Annotated in this window: 17 protein-coding genes; 8 read left to right on the plus strand and 9 right to left on the minus strand. The window is 67.5% G+C overall.

The genetic code is table 11. The annotated features are described in order from the left end of the window. Positions 1–131: 131 nt before the first annotated feature. The 5 genes from ACVCL9_RS05890 to ACVCL9_RS05910 all read left to right on the plus strand — a co-directional run bounded on the left by ACVCL9_RS05890 (position 132) and on the right by ACVCL9_RS05910 (position 4,907). Complete coding sequence (locus ACVCL9_RS05890; RefSeq protein ID WP_395118779.1) at positions 132–686, plus strand: RNA polymerase sigma factor; 555 nt, start codon at positions 132–134, stop codon at positions 684–686. Continuing rightward, positions 683–1,594, plus strand: coding sequence for a hypothetical protein (locus ACVCL9_RS05895; protein ID WP_447098768.1), 912 nt, complete (start codon positions 683–685; stop codon positions 1,592–1,594). Before ACVCL9_RS05890 ends, ACVCL9_RS05895 begins: the two co-directional genes overlap by 4 nt. After that, a complete protein-coding gene (locus ACVCL9_RS05900) occupies positions 1,591–2,187 on the plus strand; it encodes an IMPACT family protein (RefSeq protein WP_447098767.1) in 597 nt (198 codons plus the stop codon). The genes ACVCL9_RS05895 and ACVCL9_RS05900 overlap by 4 nt, the downstream gene beginning before the upstream one ends. Positions 2,188–2,546: 359 nt before the next feature. Further along, positions 2,547–4,319, plus strand: a complete 1,773-nt coding sequence (locus ACVCL9_RS05905; protein ID WP_447098766.1) for an ABC transporter transmembrane domain-containing protein — start codon at positions 2,547–2,549, stop codon at positions 4,317–4,319. A 33-nt stretch (positions 4,320–4,352) separates the two neighbouring features. Further along, complete coding sequence (locus ACVCL9_RS05910; RefSeq protein ID WP_395118787.1) at positions 4,353–4,907, plus strand: DUF3228 family protein; 555 nt, start codon at positions 4,353–4,355, stop codon at positions 4,905–4,907. Between the two features lie 72 nt (positions 4,908–4,979). On the opposite strand, the gene ACVCL9_RS05915 is transcribed toward ACVCL9_RS05910, so the two are convergent. Continuing rightward, positions 4,980–6,032, minus strand: a complete 1,053-nt coding sequence (locus tag ACVCL9_RS05915) for an NAD(P)-dependent alcohol dehydrogenase (protein ID WP_447098765.1) — start codon at positions 6,030–6,032, stop codon at positions 4,980–4,982. A 215-nt stretch (positions 6,033–6,247) separates the two neighbouring features. Between ACVCL9_RS05915 and ACVCL9_RS05920 the strand changes: the two genes are divergently transcribed. Beyond that, a complete protein-coding gene (locus ACVCL9_RS05920; protein WP_447098764.1) occupies positions 6,248–7,747 on the plus strand; it encodes a catalase in 1,500 nt (499 codons plus the stop codon). 56 nt (positions 7,748–7,803) lie between these two features. Here the strand turns inward: ACVCL9_RS05920 and ACVCL9_RS05925 are convergent, their stop codons facing one another. Beyond that, on the minus strand, positions 7,804–8,784 hold the full coding sequence (locus ACVCL9_RS05925; protein WP_447097690.1) for an IS110 family transposase: 981 nt from the start codon (positions 8,782–8,784) through the stop codon (positions 7,804–7,806). 484 nt (positions 8,785–9,268) lie between these two features. Between ACVCL9_RS05925 and ACVCL9_RS05930 the strand changes: the two genes are divergently transcribed. Together ACVCL9_RS05930 and ACVCL9_RS05935 are read left to right on the plus strand one after the other, a co-directional pair. Beyond that, entirely contained in the window at positions 9,269–9,769 is a 501-nt protein-coding gene (locus ACVCL9_RS05930) for a PepSY domain-containing protein (RefSeq protein WP_395118793.1), read from the plus strand. Between the two features lie 201 nt (positions 9,770–9,970). Next, entirely contained in the window at positions 9,971–10,168 is a 198-nt protein-coding gene (locus ACVCL9_RS05935; protein WP_395118795.1) for a hypothetical protein, read from the plus strand. Positions 10,169–10,174: 6 nt separating this feature from the next. Here ACVCL9_RS05935 and ACVCL9_RS05940 read toward each other — a convergent pair whose 3' ends face one another. From ACVCL9_RS05940 to ACVCL9_RS05970, 7 genes are all read right to left on the minus strand, one after another. Further along, positions 10,175–10,792, minus strand: a complete 618-nt coding sequence (locus ACVCL9_RS05940; protein ID WP_447098763.1) for a Fic/DOC family protein — start codon at positions 10,790–10,792, stop codon at positions 10,175–10,177. Between the two features lie 26 nt (positions 10,793–10,818). Further along, positions 10,819–12,021: an enoyl-ACP reductase FabV gene (fabV, locus tag ACVCL9_RS05945; RefSeq protein ID WP_447098762.1), complete on the minus strand. Its 1,203-nt coding sequence runs from the start codon at positions 12,019–12,021 to the stop codon at positions 10,819–10,821. A 222-nt stretch (positions 12,022–12,243) separates the two neighbouring features. Next, complete coding sequence (locus ACVCL9_RS05950) at positions 12,244–12,447, minus strand: cold-shock protein (RefSeq protein WP_136259031.1); 204 nt, start codon at positions 12,445–12,447, stop codon at positions 12,244–12,246. A gap of 150 nt (positions 12,448–12,597) precedes the next feature. Next, the gene (locus ACVCL9_RS05955) at positions 12,598–13,359 is read right to left on the minus strand and encodes an S-methyl-5'-thioinosine phosphorylase (RefSeq protein WP_447098761.1); all 762 of its coding nucleotides are present in this window, start codon (positions 13,357–13,359) and stop codon (positions 12,598–12,600) included. A gap of 143 nt (positions 13,360–13,502) precedes the next feature. Then, positions 13,503–14,066, minus strand: a complete 564-nt coding sequence (locus ACVCL9_RS05960) for a hypoxanthine-guanine phosphoribosyltransferase (protein ID WP_395118805.1) — start codon at positions 14,064–14,066, stop codon at positions 13,503–13,505. After that, positions 14,063–15,076 (minus strand): beta-N-acetylhexosaminidase, encoded by a 1,014-nt coding sequence (nagZ, locus tag ACVCL9_RS05965; RefSeq protein WP_447098760.1) that lies wholly within the window; start codon positions 15,074–15,076, stop codon positions 14,063–14,065. Before nagZ ends, ACVCL9_RS05960 begins: the two co-directional genes overlap by 4 nt. Continuing rightward, positions 15,070–15,591 (minus strand): CYTH domain-containing protein, encoded by a 522-nt coding sequence (locus ACVCL9_RS05970; protein ID WP_447098759.1) that lies wholly within the window; start codon positions 15,589–15,591, stop codon positions 15,070–15,072. The genes nagZ and ACVCL9_RS05970 overlap by 7 nt, the downstream gene beginning before the upstream one ends. Between the last annotated feature and the right edge of the window lie 2 nt (positions 15,592–15,593).

Below are 15,593 nucleotides of genomic sequence, written 5' to 3' on the forward strand. Positions count from 1 at the left end.
TGACGACCGCAGCCTGCTCCCCCGCTGCCGCCTTCCCCCACGACGATCGCGCGGCGGGGCCGATACCCGTCGCGCCGGCGCCCCTGCACGGGTCGCCCGGACACCGCCGATTTGTCTTACCCTCGCACTCCATGGATGCCCCGGTCGACCCCGATGCGATGCTGATGCTGGCCTACGCGCGCGGCGATCTTGCCGCGTTCGAGGCGCTGTACGCGAAGCATCGCGGCGTGCTGTATCGGTTCCTGCTGCGCAGCCTGCGCGATCCCCAGCGCACCGACGAGCTGTTCCAGGAAACCTGGAGCCGGGTGATCGCCGCCCGCGCGCGCTACCAGCCGCAAGCAAAGTTCAGTACCTGGCTGCTGCAGATCGCGCACAACCTTCTGGTCGATGCGCTGCGCCGCCAGCGCCCCACCGCCGACGGCGAGGAAGCCGAACTGGCGCTGTCCCGCGTCGCCATCCCCGAACACGAGCAACCCGAGCACGCCTGGTCCGATTTCGAGCGCCGCCGCCATCTGCAGCGCGCGATCGAGCAGTTGCCCGACGAGCAACGCACCGCCATCCTGTTGCGGCTGGAGCAGGAGCTGAGCCTGGAGGAGATCGCCGAAGTGACCGGCAGCGGCCGCGAGACCGTGAAGTCGCGCCTGCGCTATGCCATGACCCGCCTACGTGAAGCGCTGTCCGAATGAGCACGCCCCTGCCACCGAACGATCCCGCCACCCCGGACGAGAAGCTGCCCGGCGAAGCCGAAGTGGCCGCGCTGTACCGGCATCTGCCGCGGCGCGAGCCCGGTCCGGAGCTGGACGCGGCCGTGCTGCATGCCGCGGCGCATGCGCTCGGCGTCGACCGGGCGCCGTTGCACGTCGAACGCCGCAAGAACCCGCGCGAGTCCGGCGACTGGGTACACCCCAAGCCGTTGTCGGCGATCAAGGCTCGCGCGATCCCGTCGGTCGACCCGGCCGCGCGCGCACGCCGTCGCCCCATGCCGCACTGGCTGGTGGCGCTGGGCAGCGCGGCCAGCCTGGTGCTGGTTGCCGGCCTGGCCTGGCACATGCGCTCGACGTCGCCGGCTTCGCCGCTGCCGACCGAAACGGCCGCGCCGGCGCAGGCCGTCACGCTGCCCACTGCCGGGCAAGCTGCCGATCGCGCCGTTACCGCCGCGGCGCCGTCACCGCGCACGCAGGCAACAGAAGTGGCCGAGCGCCAGTCGACGGCTGCCAGGAAACAAGCCGCCGCCCCTGCCGTCGTCGCGGCAAGGATGGCCCCACCGCCGCCGCCGGTGACGCCGATGGCCAAGGCGTCATTGCAACCGCAGATGGCCGCAGCCCCACCGGCACTGCCGCCACGGCCGCTGCCGGCAATGCTCCAGGCGCCCGCGCCGGCAGCACCGCCCGCGCCGCCAGCGGACACCGTCGCGAAGGAAGCCGCACCAGCGACGGCTGGCGTCATCACTCCGGCCGAGGAGCTGGCGCGGATCGAGCAGCTGTTCGCGCAAGGCGAGCAGCACGAGGCACGCCAGCGCCTGCTCGATTTCCACCACGCCCACCCGCAATGGCCGCTGCCGCCGGAGCTGCAGGCGAAACTGCCCAAACCGTGAGCGAGCCGCCGTCCACCGTCGCCGCGCGTTGCCGCCACCAGCAGGACATCCGCAAGAGCCGCTTCCTCGCCATCGCCGAGCCGGTGACCTCGCCCGCCCAGGCGCTGGCCTTCCTGCGCGAGGTCGCCGACCCGGCCGCCACGCACAATTGCTGGGCCTGGCGCATGGGCCAGGACTACCGCTTCAACGACGACGGCGAACCCGGCGGCACCGCGGGCCGACCGATCCTGCAGGCGATCGAGGGCCAGCAGATGGACGGCGTGATGGTGGTGGTCACGCGCTGGTACGGCGGCGTCAAGCTCGGCGCCGGCGGCCTCGCCCGAGCCTACGGCGGCACCGCCGCCGAATGCCTGCGCCTGGCCGACCGGGTGCCGATCGTGGCGATGGCGCGGCTGGGCCTGCACGTGGAATTCGCCGTGCTTGGGGTGCTCAAGGCGCGGCTGAAGGAACTGCAGGCCGAGACCGAACACGAGGCCTTCGGCGCCGACGGCGTCGAGCTGCAACTGCAACTGCCGCAGAGCCGCGCGGACGACCTGGCGCTGCTGGTGCGCGACCTCACCCGCGGCCGCAGCAGGGCGAAACGCCTGGATTGACCGCGCCCCGGGTAGGGCGGACTCCGTCCGCCGGCTCTTCGTATGCATCGCAGCCAGACGCGATGGCGGGCAGTGCCCGCCCTACTCGCTGGATCGACCGCCCCGGGTAGGGCGGACTCCGTCCGCCGGCTCTTCGTATGCATCGCAGCCAGACGCGATGGCGGGCAGTGCCCGCCCTACTCGCGCCCGCCCGGGTAGGAGCCCGCTCGCGGGCGATGCTTTCAGGCCGGGAAGGGAATAGGGAATCGCAAGAGCAAGAACATGGCGTGTGGTTCGCCGATTGAATCGGCGGCCTTCTGCCCCACTTCAGTGGCTGCGTGCCGCCGTGCGCATCCCTTACGGACATCCTGCGAGCCTCCATGAGCGACACCGCCCACGACACGCCCCGCCCGTCCCGCCGCCTTGGCGCCCTGCGCGGGCTGTGGCCGTTCCTGAAACCGCACCGCGCGCTGGCCGTCGGCTGGCTGGTGTTCCTCGGGCTGTCCTCGGGCGCCTCGCTGACCTTGCCGCTGGCGTTTCGCCACATCATCGACAAGGGCTTCGGCCATGCCAGCCAGGCGGCGATCAACGAGACCTTCATCGCCCTGTTCGGCGTGGCGCTGGTGCTCGCGGTAGCCACCGCGGCTCGCTATTTCTGCATCACCCTGCTGGGCGAACGCGCGCTGGCGTCGTTGCGGCAGACGCTGTACGCGCAGGTGATCCGCCTGGACGTGGCGTTCTTCGAACGCAGCCGCGTCGGCGAGCTGCTGTCGCGGCTCAGCGCCGACACCGAGGTGGTGCAGGCGCTGATCGGCTCGGGCGTGTCGGTGGCGCTGCGCAGCGTGGTGATGCTGGTCGGCGCCAGCGCCATGATGGTATGGACTGCGCCCTCGCTGGCCGGACTCACCGCGCTGGTGATCCCCGCGGTGATGCTGCCGATTCTCGTCTTCGGCCGCCGCGTGCAGAAACTCTCGCGCGCCAGCCAGGATCGCCTCGCCGACGCCGCGGCGATCGCCAACGAAACCCTCAACGCCTCCACCGCGGTGAAAGCGTACGCGCGCGAGAACATCGAAAGCACCCGCTACAGCCACGCGATCCTGCGTGCGCTGGCCACCGCGCGCCGACGCATCGGCATGCGCGCGCTGCTGACCATGGCGGTGATCGTGCTGGTGTTCGGCGCAATCACCCTGGTGCTGTGGGCCGGCGCGCGCCATGTGCTGACCGGCACGCTGGACCCCGGCGTGCTCGGCCAGTTCGTGCTCTACGCCGTGTTCGCCGCCGGCTCGGTCGCCGGCCTCTCCGAGGTCTGGGGCGACGTGCTGCGCGCGGCCGGCGCGATGGAGCGCCTGGGCGAGCTGCTCGACGAGCGTCCCGAAATCGTCGCACCGGCGCAGCCGCTCGCCCTGCCCAAGCCGCTCCGCGGCGCGCTGCGCTTCGACGGCGTCAGCTTCCACTACCCGAGCCGCCCCGACGCGCCCGCGCTGCACGACTTCACGCTGGACGTGCGCCCCGGGGAAACCGTCGCCCTGGTCGGTCCCTCCGGCGCCGGTAAAAGCACGGTGTTCTCGCTGCTGCTGCGCTTCTACGATCCGCAGTCCGGCCGCATCTGCATCGACGGCGTCGACCTGCGCGCGGTGACGCTGGACGACCTGCGCGGCGCGATCGCGCTGGTGCCGCAGGAGACCGTGATCTTCAGCGGCAGCGCCGCCGACAACATCCGCTTCGGCCGCGACGGCGCCAGCGACGAGGAAGTGCACGAGGCCGCCCGCGCCGCCGAAGCGCACGACTTCATCAGCGCGCTGAACGACGGCTACCAGGCCGAGATGGGCGAACGCGGCGTGCGCCTCTCCGGCGGCCAGCGCCAGCGCATCGCGATCGCGCGCGCGATCCTGCGCGACGCCCCGCTGCTGCTGCTCGACGAAGCCACCTCGGCGCTGGATGCGCAATCCGAAGCAGCGATCCAGCAAGCACTGGAACGCCTCGAAAAAGGCCGCACCACCCTCGTCATCGCCCACCGCCTCGCCACCGTGCAACGTGCCGACCGCATCGTGGTGCTCGACGGCGGCCGCATCGTGGCGCAAGGCACGCACGACAGTTTGCTGGCCGAAGGTGGCCTGTATGCCGAATTGGCACGGTTGCAGTTCGTGGCCTGATCCGTATCCCCCAATCCCGAATCCCGGCCTTCCATGCCTATCGTCCTCACTCCCTTCGCCCGCACCCGACTGTTCCCTCGCGATCGCCGCCGCAGCGCGATCCAGGATTGCACCGCCGAGGAGTTCGAGCAGCGCCTCAACATCGAAGCACCGCTGAAAGTGCTCGACGGCTACGCGCCGTTCTGCAAGCTGCACGTGCACCGCAACTGGACCTCCACGCGCTGCACCGCCACGCCGATCACCGAGGCCAACCGCCACCTGCTGCGCTCGGCCTACGAGGCGCGCAGCACCGACGAATTGCCGGTGCTGGTGCGCTGGTTCGAAGGCATCGACCCGCCGGTCGCCAACTATCTGCTGCCGATCCTCTACAGCCGCGAACAGCTGGCGAAGGAAGGTTCGCCGATCGACGCCGACTGGGGCGTGGTCGGCTGCCTCTACACGGCCGAGCCCGAAGAGATCCCGATGGTGCCGATCACCATGCTGCGCAATGCGCTGGGCGTGGAAGAAGGCGGCTCGGGCGTGCCACTGGATCGCGCGGCCTATCGGCGCGCCGTGGCGTTCTGGGAACGGCACGCGAACTGGCGCTGAGCAGGGCAAGCCGCGAAGAGCGACCTCGCCCCGGCCCTCCCCTGCCATCGCAGGGGAGGGAGCACATGCGGATCAACTGGCCAGCGAGCTGTTGTCGATCACGAAGCGGTACTTCACGTCGCCCTTGACCATGCGGTCGTAGGCCTCGTCGATCTGCTGCGCGCGGATCATCTCGATGTCGGAGACGATGCCCTTGTCGGCGCAGAAGTCCAGCATCTCCTGCGTCTCGGCGATGCCACCGATCAGCGAGCCGGCAATCGCACGACGCTTGAAGATCAGGTTGCCGATGTTCGGCGTCGGATGCGGGTGCTCCGGCACCCCGACCAGCACCATGGTGCCGTCGCGCTTGAGCAGGCTGGTGTAGGCATCCAGCGAGTGGCTGGCGGCGACGGTGTTGAGGATGAAATCGAAGCTGCCCGCGTGCGCCTTCATCTCGCCGGCGTTGCGCGATACCACCACCTCGTTCGCGCCCAGGTCCAGCGCCGCCTGGCGCTTGCCGTCCGACGTGGTGAAGGCCACCACGTGTGCGCCCATCGCGTGGGCAAGCTTCACGCCCATGTGGCCCAGCCCGCCGATGCCGACCACGCCGACCTTGCTGCCGGGGCCGACCTTCCAGTGCCGCAGCGGCGAGTAGGTGGTGATGCCGGCGCACAGCAGCGGCGCGACGGCAGCCAGTTGCGATTCGGGGTGGCGGACCTTCAGCACGAACTTCTTGTCGACCACGATGCGCTGCGAGTAGCCGCCCAGCGTGTGCCCGGGCGCGTCCGCGGTCGGGCCGTTGTAGGTGCCGACGAAGCCGTTCTCGCAATACTGCTCCAGCCCTTCGTCGCAGGCTGCGCAATGCTGGCAACTGCCTACAAGGCAACCCACGCCCACCGTATCGCCGACCTTGAAGCCGGTCACCTCGCCGCCTACGGCGCTCACATGGCCGACGATCTCGTGACCCGGCACGCAGGGATACAAGGTGCCGCCCCATTCGGAGCGCACGGTATGCAGGTCGGAATGGCACACGCCGCAATAGGCGATCTCGATCTGCACGTCCTGCGGACCGGGCGCGCGGCGCTCGATGTCGAGGGCTTGCAGGGGCTTGTCGGCGGCATGTGCGCCGTAGGCTTTGGTGGTCATGGCGGTTCCTTGGCTCGGGGATGGGGAGAAAATGCAGGGTTCGACCTCGCACGATATTCCTGATCGCGCCGATTCTCCATCCCGTGGCCGGTTTCGCACGCGCTGCAGCGCGGCCTATCGTCCCGATTGGAAATACCGAATGGCGTGCCCGCGCGGTTGGAGGCAGACTGGGTCCGGTCACCTCGACCAACCTGCATCGAAGGAGGCAAGTCCCCATGTCCCACGACAAGAACAAGTCCGCCAGCGGTTCCACTACCGGCGCCGGCGCCCCTGCCGTCAGCGATCGCAACTCGCTGAGCATCGGCCCGAACGGCCCGCTGCTGCTGCACGACGTGCACTTCCTCGAACAGATGGCGCACTTCAACCGCGAGAAGGTGCCCGAGCGCCAGCCGCACGCCAAGGGTGCCGGCGCGTTCGGCGTGCTGCAGGTTACCGAGGATGTGTCCCGTTACACGCGCGCGGCGCTGTTCCGGAAGGGCGCGAAGACCGACATGCTGGCGCGCTTCTCCACCGTCGCCGGCGAATCGGGCAGCCCGGATACCTGGCGCGACGTGCGCGGCTTCTCGCTGAAGTTCTACACCGACGAAGGCAACTACGACCTGGTCGGCAACAACACGCCGGTGTTCTTCCTGCGCGACCCGATGAAGTTCCCGCACTTCATCCGCAGCCAGAAGCGCCTGCCGGATTCGGGCCTGCGCGACAACCACATGCAATGGGACTTCTGGACGTCCAATCCGGAAACCGCCCACCAGGTGACTTACGTGATGGGTGAGCGCGGCCTGCCGCGCACCTGGCGGCACATGAACGGCTACGGCTCGCACACCTATATGTGGATCAATGCCGCCGGCGAGAAGTTCTGGGTGAAATACCATTTCCACACCCGCCAGGGCATGGCGTTCTTCAACAACGCCGAAGCGGCCGCGATGGCCGGCGAGAACGCCGACTTCCACCGCGCCGACCTGTTCAACGCGATCAAGCGCGGCGAATTTCCCGTGTGGGACCTGTCGGTGCAGGTGATGCCGTATGCGGAGGCGAAGAACTACCGCTTCAATCCGTTCGACCTGACCAAGGTGTGGCCGCACAAGGACTACCCGCTGATCAAGGTCGGCACGATGACCTTGAATCGCAATCCGGAGAACTTCTTCGCGCAGATCGAGCAGGCCGCGTTCTCGCCGGGCAACACCGTGCCGGGTATCGGCCTGTCGCCGGACAAGATGCTGCTCGGCCGCGCGTTCGCCTACGCCGATGCCCAGCGCAACCGCATCGGCACCAACTTCCACCAGCTGCCGGTGAACCAGCCCAAGGTGCCGGTGAACACGTACATGTTCGACGGCCAGATGGCCTACCACCACAGCGGCAACGCCCCGGTGCATGCACCCAACAGCGGCGGGCGCCCGTGGTCGGACGACACCGGCCCGGTCGAAAACGGCTGGGAAGCCGACGGCGAGATGGTACGCAGCGCATACACGCAGCACGCGGAGGACGACGACTTCGGCCAGGCCGGCACCCTGGTGCGCGAGGTGTGGAACGACGCCCAGCGCGCGCAGTTCGTCGATCAGGTCGCCGGCAGCCTGCTCGGCGGCGTGCGCAGCCCGGTGCTGGAACGCGCCTTTGCTTACTGGAAAAGCGTGGACGCGAAAATCGGCCAGCAGATCGAGGACAAGGTCCGTGCCGGCAGCGCATCGGAACCGACCGAGGGCATGGGCGAAGGTTGATCGCCCTCACACCCTGTCGACTCCCGTCACACCCGTAGATACCGTCTTGCCGTCCGTCAGGCAAGCGCGATGCTGGGGTCGAAATTCTTACCTGAGCGGATAACCCCCCAAGCGAGGTGGAGCAGCTTGCGCATGGCGGCACCCAGCGCCAGTTTGCGTGGCTTGCCGCGAGCGACCAGTCGATCGAACAAGGCGCGCACGGCGACGTTGTGGCGGATCGCCGTCATCGCCGGCATGTAGAGCTTGGCGCGCAACAAGGCGTGACCGAGCTTGGACAGGCGGCTTTGACCGACCCACTTGCCCGACTCGCGGATGGCGGGATTCATGCCGGCGAAGGCATCGAGCTTGCGCGGGTCGTCGAACCGGCGCAGGTCGCCCGCACAGCCCAACATGAAGGCCGCCGTCAGCTCGCCAATCCCCGGAATGGAGGTCAGCAGGCCGGCATCGCGGCGTAAGTCCGGATCCGAGTCGATGTGGTTGTCGATTTCCTTCTTCAGCTCTGCGATCTGGGCGTCCAATGTCTCCATCACGTCGGCGATGGAGCCGCGCACCGCCTGATCGCTGACGTCCAGCCGGTTGCGTTCCATCTGGCGCATGCCCTCCAGATCGTTCAGCCGGTGGATCAGGGCGCGCAGTTTGCGCTGGGCGGGCGTGGGCGGCACCCACGGCCGCAAGGTGGTGCCCACCTGCAACTGCGCCATCGCAAAGCGGGCGATCAGCTTGGCATCGGCATGATCGGTCTTGGTCCTCGACAACTCGCTCTTGGCATAGGCGGCGACCTGGGCCGGGTTGGCCACGTAAACGGTCACGCCGCGCTCGACCAGGAAAGTGGCCAATGCTTCGTGATACACGCCCGTCGCTTCCATGCACACCGCCGCTCCCGGCACGTGGCGATCCAGCCAGTCGCTCAGCAAGGTGAAGCCGGCGGGCGTGTTCGGCAACTTCGCTTTGGTGCGGTACTTGCCCTTCGGTTCCAGCGGCGCGGCCACGTCAAAGGTTGCCTTGGCCACGTCGATGCCAACCATGGATTCTGTCATCAGCCAATCCTCGTTCGGTTCAGGTGTCCGACCATCGAAGATCCGCCAAGCCGATCCTTACACGTGCAGGCTCACGCCAGGGGCGGGCCTAAGATACCGTTGCAGCTTGCGGCAGATAAAACGGAACGGGGGCGCGAATCTACGGCGCAGGCGCGAAGCCAGAGGAGCCCGACGGCGTCTCCCCGTTCCCACCGATGATCAGTCGGCGATTCTCCCCCAACCTCCGAGGAGAATCGACACATAAGGAGCCCGCTCGCGGGCGATGCTCTTGTCGGGTGTCGGGGTTCGACAGCCGCAAACCAAAACAGCATCGCCCGCGAGCGGGCTCCTACTGGCGACGGCTTCCCGGTGGCACTGTCTGCTGAACCAGCATTCATCACGTTCACGCAGCCATTTCACCGGCACTGCTTCCATCGGACTCCCCATGAGTCGGCGCCCGGCCAGTCCTGGCCGGCTGGCGACATCACCGAAGAAGGAGTCACTGATGACCAAGCACACACTTCCGCTGTTGATCGGCCTGTCCGTGTGCACGGCAGCCATGGCGCAGCAGGCGCCCGCCCCCGCGCAATCCGGCACCACCACGCAGATCGTCACCACGACCACTCACTGGGGCACGCAGCCGCCGGAAGGCGCGCTGACCGAGGACGCCATCAAGACCGCGATCGCCAATGCCGGCTACAAGGAGGTCAAGGGACTCAAGTTCGAGGACGGCGTGTGGCGCAGCCAGGCACGCGGCGGCAACGACCAGTGGGCGAAGATCACCGTGGGACCGGTCAGCGGCAAGGTCTACGTCACCGACGCCCCGTCCAGGCTCAACAAGGACGAAATCAAGGCCAAGCTCACCGCCGCCGGCTACGAGAAGATCCACGACGTGGAATACGAGCACGGCCTGTGGAGCGCCGAAGCCGACACCGCCCGCGGCACCGATGTCGAACTGCTGGTCGACCCCGACGACGGCAGCGTGGTGGCCAAGTCGCGCGACTGACATGGCGTTTGCCGACACTGAAAACCCGATGCCTTGATGGCATCGGGTTTTTCATTTCAGGGGCGGCTCAATCGAAATGCTCCATGTCTTCCGGCAAGCCCAGCCAGGAATGCTGACGCCCTTCGTAGACCGATACCTGCGGCGGCGGAAAACTCGGGTCGGCGCCATTCAGCCAATTGCGAACAGGCCTATTAAGGTATAATGGACGCCGTGAAGTCCGCCAAGCCGACCATCCCCAACAAGAAGCCGCTCCGCGCCGCCAAAGCGCCCAGCCAGCGGGCCATCGTCCGTGCAGTGGCCAGTTCCACCGCTATCGAAACCGGCAAGAGCATCCGCCAGGTCGAAGAGTCCTTGCTCGGCAAGAACCCCAAGCTTCGCGGAATCGCACTGGCAAGCTGACTCCTCTCAGTTCACCAGGGCCGCTTCAACCAATCGCTGCATCGGCCGGTAGTCGTTCGCCATGCCGGCTCGAATGGCGCCGAAATACGCTGCCTTGTCTGCCTCCCACGCGCTGTAGTCGAGTGGCCCGCGCCCCGCCTGTACCACCATGACGTCGGCCAATAGGCGCGACAGCCGCCCATTCCCCTCGCGAAATGGGTGAATCAGGATGAGTTCTACGTGGGTCATGGCGATCGCTTCTATCAATGAAGCATCATCAATGTCATGGCAAGGCGTGAAACGTGCAAGACAATCGCGTTCAAACACCGTCAACAGACGGGGAACCTGCGTTGCCGCGGCAAAATGGAAATCGCCCTTGCCCATGTTGACCGAGCGCTCCATGCCAGCCCAGTCATATACATTGCCGAGCCACCGACGATGCCAGGTTTTCAAGTCCGCCACGTACAGGCGCCGATCAGGCAATGCCTCCAACAGCACCGCCCGGTAGATCTGCCCCAATAACTGCAGTTCGACTTCGTCCATCTCGTCTGGATCGGTCACGCCCAGCTTGTTCCGCAAGACCCGGTCGTCCGAGCCAGGCTCGTGGCTGCCTTGGGCCTCACCGGCTTCGTAACGGTTACTCATGCAGACGCGTCCCCCATCTCCTGCCCTCACATCTCCACACAATCAAACCGCCGATCCGCTTCCACCTCGGCGTCGTAGTCCACGTCGTCGCGGTCGAAGCCGAACAGCTGCAGGAACTCGTGCTTGTAGCCGGCGTAGTCGGTGATCTGCTTGAGGTTCTCGGTGGTGACGGTGGGCCAGATCGTCTTGCAGGGTTCCTGCACGTCGTCGCGCAGTTCCCAGTCATCCAGGCGCAACCGGCCTTCATCGTCGGTAGGCGCGGCCGCACCATCAGCACGGTAGAGGCGGTCATGGAACAGGCGGTTGGCCTGCTCGATCGGGTTTTCGTGGATGCCCTTCTCCTTCATGATCTTGAAGGCAATGGAGACGTACAGCGGGATCACCGGGATGGCGGCGCTGGCCTGGGTGACGACGGACTTCATCACGCCCACGTAGGCGTCGAGGCCGGGGTGGCGGCTGCGCAGTTCACGGGCCGTGTTGTCCAGGTGCTGCTTGGCCTGGCCCAGGGTGCCGTGCCAGTACATCGGCCAGGTGATCTCGGTGCCGATGTAGCTGTAGGCGATGGTCTTGGCGTGTTCGGCCAGCACGCCGGCGGCGCTCAGCGCGTCGATCCACAGCGCCCAGTCCTCGCCGCCCATCACGGTGACGGTGTCCTTGATCTCCTGCTCGGTGGCCGGCTCGACGGTGGCCTCGATCACGGTGTCCTTGTTGGTGTCGACCGAGGTGTTGTGGAACGGCTCGCCGATGGTCTTCAGCGCCGAGCGCACCACTTCGCCGGTGTCGGGCAGCTTGCGCACGGGCGAGGCCAGCGAGTAGACGACCAGGTCGATCGGGCCGCCCATCTCGTTCTTGATGATCTCGATGGCCTTGGCGCGCGTCTCGTGGGCGAACGCGTCGCCGTTGATCGACTTGCTGTACAGGCCGGCGGCCTTGGCCGCCTTGTCGAACGCGGCGGCGTTGTACCAGCCGGCGGTGCCGGTCTTGTCGTGGCTGCTGGGCTTCTCGAAGAACACGCCGAGCGTGGCGGCGCCGTAGCCGAACGCGGCGGTGATGCGCGAGGCCAGACCGTAGCCGGTGGAGGCGCCGATCACCAGCACGCGCTTGGGGCCCTTGCTCTTGTCGTGGCCGGCGGCCTGGGTGATCGCGATCTGGTCGAGCACGTTGCGCTCGCAGCCGACCGGGTGGGCGGTGACGCAGATGAAACCGCGGACTTTGGGCTTGATGATCACGAGGAGCTCCTGGGGTGTTCGGCAATTCCCCATATTAACCAAGCGACGCGGCCATGCGCTGCCGTAGGGGTCTCGACTCGTGGTGTGGCCCTTCGACTTCGCCGCTGCGCGGCTACGCTCAGGGTGAACGGATGGGGCTTCCGGTTGGGGGCTCGCGCAAAAAAGGAAACCCCGCAGCGAGTGCGGGGTTTCCTTTGCATCATGCGACGCGGGGTCGGCCGATCAGGCGGCTTCGACCGCCGAGGCCTGGGCGCCCTTGGGACCTTGGGTGACTTCGAACTTCACCCGCTGACCTTCCTGCAGGCTGCGAAAGCCCTTGCTGGCGATCGCCGAAAAATGGACGAACACGTCCGCTCCCCCGTCCTCAGGTGCGATGAAACCGAAACCCTTGGCGTCGTTGAACCATTTGACCGTACCGAAAGTCATTGCGTGAACCTCTGGATCCATGGAATGGTGCGCCAGAACTGGTGCGGCTGTCCCCCCGGCTCGCCGCGCTGGCCGGGGAAAAGTAGCAAGAGGTGAAGCCGCATTGCAATACGAAGAAGTCCGGTCCGTGCACAAATTCACCGGATGCCCTCAGACCCGCAGCAACTCGGCCAGGATGCGCGGCACGTCGGCGGTGGCGGCGGCGAGGTGGGCGAAGATCTCCTCGATGCTGATTTCCGCCTCGTCGCCGCAGCCGGCGGCAAAGTTCGCCACCAGTGCCAGGCAGGCATAGTCCAACTCCAGTTCGCGCGCCAGTACGGCCTCGGGCATGCCGGTCATGCCGACCAGGTCGCAACCGTCGCGCTTCATGCGGGCGATCTCGGCACGGGTTTCCAGCCGCGGCCCCTGGGTGGCCCCGTAGCAGCCGCCGTCGATGGCCGCCACGCCGGCCGCACGCGCCGCATCAAGCAATTGCCGTCGCAACGATTCGGCATACGGCTCGCTGAAGTCGATGTGTTTCACCTCGGCGCCTTCGACGTCGCAGTAGCTGGTGAGGCGGCCGTGGGTGTAGTCGATCAGCTGGTCGGGTACCACGATTACCCGCGGACCCATGTCGTCGCGGATGCCGCCGACGGCATTGACGCCGACCACCCGCCGCGCGCCCAGGCTGTGCAACGCCCACACGTTGGCGCGGTAGTTGACCCGGTGCGGCGGCAGCGTGTGGCTCTCGCCGTGGCGGGCGAGGAAGGCGATGCGCTTGCCGGCGAAGTCGCCGACCACGATGTCGCCGGAGGCCGGGCCGTAGGGCGTGTCCACCGTGTGCCGCTCGGCATTTTCCAGGCCCGGGAAGTTGTACAGGCCGCTGCCGCCGATGACGGCGAGGTCGAGGGGGGTAGTTTCGTGATGGGGCATCGTAATGATCCGTTTTCAGGTTGCAGCCAGAAATTCACCACCGTTCACCTTGAGCGCAGCGCAGCGAAGTCGAAGGGTGATCGGCTGGGGTAGCGCAAGCGCAAATTCGAAGCGCCACAGTTGTGCGCCCTGGTCCCGAATCCCTATTCCCCATTCCCGGCCTTCAACGCGTAGATGCCCGGCAGGTTGCGCCCCTGCTCGTAGTAGTCCATGCCGTAGCCGAACACGAAGCGGTCGGGCAGTTCCACGCCGTTGAAATCCGAGGCGATGCCTTCGACCAGACGGTCGTGGCGCTTGGTGCACAGGCTGGCGATCAGCACTTTTTTCGCACCGCGCTTGTAGCAGTCTTCGCGCACTTCCTTCAGCGTGTGGCCTTCGTCGAGGATGTCGTCGACCAGCAGCACCACGCGACCGGCCAGCGACACGGCGGGTGCACGCAGCCAGTGCAGCGTGCTGCCGGTGGTTTCGCCGCGGTAGCGGGTGGCGTGCACGTAGTCGAACTCCAGGTCGGTGCGGATCGCCAGGGCCAGCTGGCCGGCGAAGATCAACGCGCCGTTCATCACGGTGAGGAACACCGCGCGCTCGCCGCCGAGCACGGCATCGATGCGTGCGCCCATGTCGGCGATCACCGGCTCCAGCGCCTCGCGGGCATACAGCAGGTCGGCCTGCGCCAGCGCATCGGCCAGGGAGGGATGTGCAGTGTTCATGCGTTTCCTTCGGCGTGCAACGCCGTGATGCGGGCGACGAAACGGTCGCGCTGTGGATTGTCCGCGAGGCCGGCCCAGGTGGCGCCAATGGCGCCGCGCAGCGTGGCGATCGACGCGGGCATGGCGCCGGTATCGGCAGGCAGCGCGGCCAGTGCCTCCTCGACCACCTCGGGGAAGCAGGCAAGCACCAGGTCGCAGCCGGCGTCGAGGTGCGCCCTCACTCGCCCGCCCACGCTGCCGGCCGCGCCGGCGGCGGCCATGCTGATGTCGTCGCTGATCACCGCGCCGGTGAAGCCCAGTTCGCCGCGCAGGACCTGCTCGATCCAGACTTTCGAATAGCCGGCTGGACGGCTGTCCACGGCCGGGTAAATGACGTGCGCCATCATCACCGCTTCGACGCGTGCCTCGATGCATTCGGCGAACGGGCGCAGATCGTCGCGGCGGATCTCGTCCAGGCCGCGCGGGTCGACCGCCGCCACCTTGTGGGTGTCGCCGATGACCGAGCCATGCCCCGGGAAGTGCTTGAGCACTGCGGCCATGCCGCCCAGGTGCATGCCGCGCACGTAGGCCTGGCCCAGTTCGCCGGCCACCGCGGGATCGGCGTGGAAAGCACGCAGGCCGATAGCCGCGTTGCCACGGGCGAGATCGACCACCGGCGCGAAACTGAAATCGACGCCGCTGGCGCGCAGTTCGCTGGCCATCACCCAGGCGTGCTCCTCGGCCAGGCGGATCGCATCAAAGGGGTCGCGGTCGTAAACGGCACCGATCGCTGCCAGCGGCGGCAGCCGGGTGAAGCCGTCGCGGAAGCGTTGCACCGGGCCACCCTCCTGGTCCACCGCGATCAGCAGGTGCTCGCCGCCGGCATCGCGGATCGCCTCGCACAAGGCCATCAACTGCTCGCGCGAACGGTAGTTGCGCGCAAACAGCAGCACGCCGGCGACGCCGGGCGCGCGCAGCCAGCGTTTCTCGGATTCGGCCAGTTCCGGCGCGGCCACGCCGATCATCAGCATGCGGCATCCTCGGCGGCGCGCTCGGCCGGCGACCATTGCCGGTACGGATGCGCGATCAGGTTGACGTTGTAGTAGCGCGTCAGCGCGCTCACCTCGCGGCCCAGCCACGCCGGCCGCGGAAATGAGGCATCGACTGCAGGCAATTCGACCTCGGCGACGACCAGGCCGGCGTTGTCGCCGCCGAATTCGTCGACCTCGAACAGTACGCCGTCGACGCGGACATGATGGCGGACCTTCTCCAGCACGCCGTCGCAGAGGCTGGCCAGCATGACGCGCGCATCGGCCAGCGGTATCGGGTAATCGAATTCGGCCCGCGCGATGCCGGAAGTGGCGGCCTTGATGTTGAGCCACGCCTGCTCACCGGCCAGCCGCGCGCGCACCGAGGCGCGCGCGTGGCCCTCGCGCAAGGCCTGCGCACCGACCAGGTAGCCCTGCGCGATCGGCTCGCTGCGCTCGATCGCGGCGCGCCACTCGTCGGTGGCCAACAGGAATTTGCGTTCGATCTCGATGGGCATAA

The sequence above is a fragment of the Rhodanobacter sp. UC4438_H5 genome (genome assembly GCF_052978405.1).

What these genes read in the sequence shown, in the direction of transcription:
- ACVCL9_RS05890 (WP_395118779.1), top strand. Translation starts at nt 132, where the DNA reads ATGGATGCCCCGGTCGACCCCGATGCGATGCTGATGCTGGCCTACGCG.
- ACVCL9_RS05895 (WP_447098768.1), top strand. Translation starts at nt 683, where the DNA reads ATGAGCACGCCCCTGCCACCGAACGATCCCGCCACCCCGGACGAGAAG.
- ACVCL9_RS05905 (WP_447098766.1), top strand. Translation starts at nt 2,547, where the DNA reads ATGAGCGACACCGCCCACGACACGCCCCGCCCGTCCCGCCGCCTTGGC.
- ACVCL9_RS05910 (WP_395118787.1), top strand. Translation starts at nt 4,353, where the DNA reads ATGCCTATCGTCCTCACTCCCTTCGCCCGCACCCGACTGTTCCCTCGC.
- ACVCL9_RS05915 (WP_447098765.1), bottom strand. Translation starts at nt 6,032, where the DNA reads ATGACCACCAAAGCCTACGGCGCACATGCCGCCGACAAGCCCCTGCAA.
- ACVCL9_RS05920 (WP_447098764.1), top strand. Translation starts at nt 6,248, where the DNA reads ATGTCCCACGACAAGAACAAGTCCGCCAGCGGTTCCACTACCGGCGCC.
- ACVCL9_RS05925 (WP_447097690.1), bottom strand. Translation starts at nt 8,784, where the DNA reads ATGACAGAATCCATGGTTGGCATCGACGTGGCCAAGGCAACCTTTGAC.
- ACVCL9_RS05930 (WP_395118793.1), top strand. Translation starts at nt 9,269, where the DNA reads ATGACCAAGCACACACTTCCGCTGTTGATCGGCCTGTCCGTGTGCACG.
- ACVCL9_RS05935 (WP_395118795.1), top strand. Translation starts at nt 9,971, where the DNA reads ATGGACGCCGTGAAGTCCGCCAAGCCGACCATCCCCAACAAGAAGCCG.
- ACVCL9_RS05940 (WP_447098763.1), bottom strand. Translation starts at nt 10,792, where the DNA reads ATGAGTAACCGTTACGAAGCCGGTGAGGCCCAAGGCAGCCACGAGCCT.
- ACVCL9_RS05950 (WP_136259031.1), bottom strand. Translation starts at nt 12,447, where the DNA reads ATGACTTTCGGTACGGTCAAATGGTTCAACGACGCCAAGGGTTTCGGT.
- ACVCL9_RS05955 (WP_447098761.1), bottom strand. Translation starts at nt 13,359, where the DNA reads ATGCCCCATCACGAAACTACCCCCCTCGACCTCGCCGTCATCGGCGGC.
- ACVCL9_RS05960 (WP_395118805.1), bottom strand. Translation starts at nt 14,066, where the DNA reads ATGAACACTGCACATCCCTCCCTGGCCGATGCGCTGGCGCAGGCCGAC.
- nagZ (WP_447098760.1), bottom strand. Translation starts at nt 15,076, where the DNA reads ATGCTGATGATCGGCGTGGCCGCGCCGGAACTGGCCGAATCCGAGAAA.
- ACVCL9_RS05970 (WP_447098759.1), bottom strand. Translation starts at nt 15,591, where the DNA reads ATGCCCATCGAGATCGAACGCAAATTCCTGTTGGCCACCGACGAGTGG.